Raw genomic sequence first — 3163 nt, forward strand, 5'->3', positions numbered from 1 at the left:
CCCGAGAGGGAGTCGGCCAGGTAACCGCCCGTTCGGCGTATCCGGGGTCAGTGCACGGCTCCGCCGGCGCGGGCGACCACTCCGCTCAGGTAGGTCGCGACGGCCGCGGTGAGTATGGCGGTGCTGGCGCCGGTTCCGGGTGCCGGGCCGGTCGCTGCCCGCGCCCCGACCGAGCTCTCCCACACCAGCCCCTCGCACAGCGCCACGAAGTTGCCACCGTCGCCTTCGGGATCGCTCGATCCCAGGCCGCGTACCAGGTCGGCCGCCAGTTCTCGCGAGAAGATGCTGGTCGCCAATGACTGCTGAATCTCCTTGTCGTGCATCATCTCCAGCATCAGCGCGCAGCGGACGCGCAGGTCGCGAGCCCGTCCGGTGAGCATGTCGTCGAGCGCCGCCCCGATGTCGGCGGCGATCTGGGTGATCGGCGGTGTCTCGGCGTCGGACGGTGGGGCGAGTCGGGACCTCTGGAAGTCGCGCCGGGAGATCTCGGTGAGGTGTGCGGCAGCCGCGACGAGCAGTTCCCGCTTGGTCCGGAAGTAGTACGAGGTGGAACCGGCCGGAAGTTCGAGGTGCCGGTCCACCGCGCGGTGGGTCAGTGCCCGGATGCCTTCCGCGTCGACTATGTCGAGTACGGCGTCCGAGATCAGTTCGCGCCGGTCCGTCCCGTTCGCCATCGTGGTGCCCTCTCTCTGATGCCTTCGTCACATTGCCGACTCGACTCTACATTCGTAGAGTCGAGTCATGCGAATCGCTGAACGGAAGATCACCGCCGAGACCTTCGAACGCGCCGCGGCGGCCGCCGGCTTCCAGCTCGACGCCGGCCAGCGCGCGGTCGCCGAGCGGCTCGCGCGGCTGGATCTGCGCCCCGGCCGCGGCGCCTACCTGTGGGGTTCCGTCGGCCGCGGCAAGACCTGGCTGATCGACGTCTACCGGGAAGCCCTGGTGCGCCGCCGGACGAGTCGCGTCCACTTCCACGACTTCTTCCGGCAACTGCATGCCCTCGCGCACGCGCACGGGATCGACGGCGCGATGGACCAGCTGTTGGGCGGCTGCGAGGTTCTGTTCTTCGACGAGTTCCACGTGCACGACGTCGGTGACGGTGCGCTGCTGGCCCGACTGCTGCGCGCACTGGGCGATCGCGGGACGGCCCTGGTGGTCACCTCCAACTACCCGCCGGAGGGGCTGATGCCGAACCCGCTGTTCCACGACGGCTTCCTGCCGACCATCGCGGTGCTGCGGGAGCGGCTCGAGGTGGTCGAGTTGGGCGGCGGTCGCGACTACCGGATCGGCAGGCAGGGCACCACCGGCGGCTTCGCCTCGGGTCGTTACCTGGGCGTCGCGCCCGCGGAGCCGGGCGTGGACGAACGGGTGGTCCTGACCCCGTCGAGTCGTCCGATCGTGGCCCGGGCCGTGCGCGGTGATGAGGTCTGGTTCGACTTCGGGGACCTCTGCGAGCAGCCGACCTCGACGCACGACTACCTGCGACTGGCCGCCGAGCACCGGCAGTGGGTGGTGAGCGGACTCCCGCCGATCGGGGAGGCCACGCCGGACGGGGTGCAGCGTTTCTGCATGCTGGTCGACGTGCTGCACGACAGTGACGTGCCGCTGACCGTGGTCGGCGCGGACTGGACCCGGGACCCCTTGGTCACGGTCGACCGGGTGCACGACCTCGCTCGGACGCGGAGCAGGCTGGCGCTGTTGACGGCCTGAGCGCCGTACCGCTGATCGGGACTGTGGGACCGCGCAGCACCCTCGCCCGGTAGTCGTGGAGCGACGAATACCGATCTGAGGAGCACGGGATGGATGATTTCGAGGGCAAGGTCGCGCTGATCACCGGTGGCGCCCGGGGGCAGGGCCGATCGCACGCGGTCGCGTTCGCCGAGCGCGGTGCCGACGTGGTGATCTGCGACCGCTGCGAGGACAGCCCGGAGGTGTTCTACCCCCTCGCCACGGAGGACGATCTGGCCGAGACCGCCAGGCTGGTCGAGGCGGCCGGGCGTCGATGCATTGCGGTCAAGGCCGACACTGCGGATCGTCCGGCGATGGACGCACTGGTGGCCCGCGCCCAGTCCGAGTTCGGTCGTGTGGACATCGCCGTCGCGAACGCGGGCGTGTCCGTCGCGGCGCCGGTGCAGTCGATGACGACCGCGCAGTGGAACGAGACCGTCAACTCCAACCTGACCGGTGTCTTCAACACACTCGGTGCGGTCGCGCCGGGGATGATCGAACGCGGTTACGGCCGGATCGTCACGATTTCCTCGATGCTCGGACGCGCAGGCAGCACCAACATGGTCGCCTATGCCGCCTCGAAGTGGGGTGTGATCGGCATGACCAAGAGCGCCGCGCTGGATCTCGCGCAGTCCGGCATCACCGTCAATGCGATTGCCCCGGGCAACATCTCGACACCGATGATCCACAACGACGCCCTGTACTCGCTGATGCGCCCCGATCTGGCGGCCCCGACCACGGACGACGTGGCGCCGGTGTTCGAGAGCCTGCACGCGCAGCCGGTGCCCTGGCTCGACCCGTCCGAGATCACCCGAGCCGTGCTGTTCTTCGCCGCCGAGGCGAGCGCCCACATCAGCGGCACCGTGCTGCCGATCGACGCCGGCAACGCCGCTCGTGTCACCGGGTGATCGCGGGGCACCCTACGGTGGGGCGAGGAACCCACGGCAGCGAGGTCGAACTCGACAGCAACGTCCGTGACCAGTCGTCCAGGTGACATCCGGGGACGGTCGGGCTGCCTCACACGCACAGCAGGGAGTAGCCGTACGTGGACGGCACCACCGACTCCTCGGCCCTGGACCTGGAGGCGCACCTACCTCGTCTGACGGCGCGCGGAGCGTTCGGGATCAAGGAGTCGGCGGCCCGGGCCGCGTTGAGCCGGATGGTGACCGGCGGTGACCTGATCCGGACCGTCGACGGCTTCCACCGGAGTTCACCGCTGCTCGAGCGGTGTCAGCGGGCGCTCCACGAGGTGCGTCAGCCGACCGGGCCCTGGGGCGGCGAATGGGAGATCGTGGGGTGACGGGGACCGGGCGTGCTTCCTCCCGCACTGCCGACCACCGCCACCGGCAAGATCCAGAAGAACGCTCTGCGGGATCGACTGTCCGCCAGCGACTCCGACGGATAGCGCGCAGACTGCACGACACTACGGCCGGTC

At 69.7% G+C, this 3163-nt stretch carries 4 protein-coding genes; 3 read left to right on the forward strand and 1 reads right to left on the reverse strand.

The features are described 5' to 3' along the window. Positions 1 to 47: 47 nt before the first annotated feature. Positions 48 to 674: a TetR/AcrR family transcriptional regulator gene (locus tag ACFXGJ_RS24245; protein WP_378625816.1), complete on the reverse strand. Its 627-nt coding sequence runs from the start codon at positions 672 to 674 to the stop codon at positions 48 to 50. A gap of 67 nt (positions 675 to 741) precedes the next feature. Between ACFXGJ_RS24245 and zapE the strand changes: the two genes are divergently transcribed. The 3 genes from zapE (at position 742) to ACFXGJ_RS24260 (ending at position 3028) form a co-directional block, all read left to right on the forward strand. Next, entirely contained in the window at positions 742 to 1710 is a 969-nt protein-coding gene (gene zapE, locus ACFXGJ_RS24250) for a cell division protein ZapE (RefSeq protein ID WP_378625817.1), read from the forward strand. A gap of 89 nt (positions 1711 to 1799) precedes the next feature. Next, a complete protein-coding gene (locus ACFXGJ_RS24255; protein ID WP_378625818.1) occupies positions 1800 to 2636 on the forward strand; it encodes a mycofactocin-coupled SDR family oxidoreductase in 837 nt (278 codons plus the stop codon). 137 nt (positions 2637 to 2773) lie between these two features. After that, positions 2774 to 3028: a hypothetical protein gene (locus ACFXGJ_RS24260; RefSeq protein ID WP_378625819.1), complete on the forward strand. Its 255-nt coding sequence runs from the start codon at positions 2774 to 2776 to the stop codon at positions 3026 to 3028. Positions 3029 to 3163 lie beyond the last annotated feature (135 nt).

The sequence above is a fragment of the Rhodococcus sp. NPDC059234 genome, from assembly GCF_042754225.1.
Classification (GTDB): domain Bacteria; phylum Actinomycetota; class Actinomycetes; order Mycobacteriales; family Mycobacteriaceae; genus Rhodococcus_G.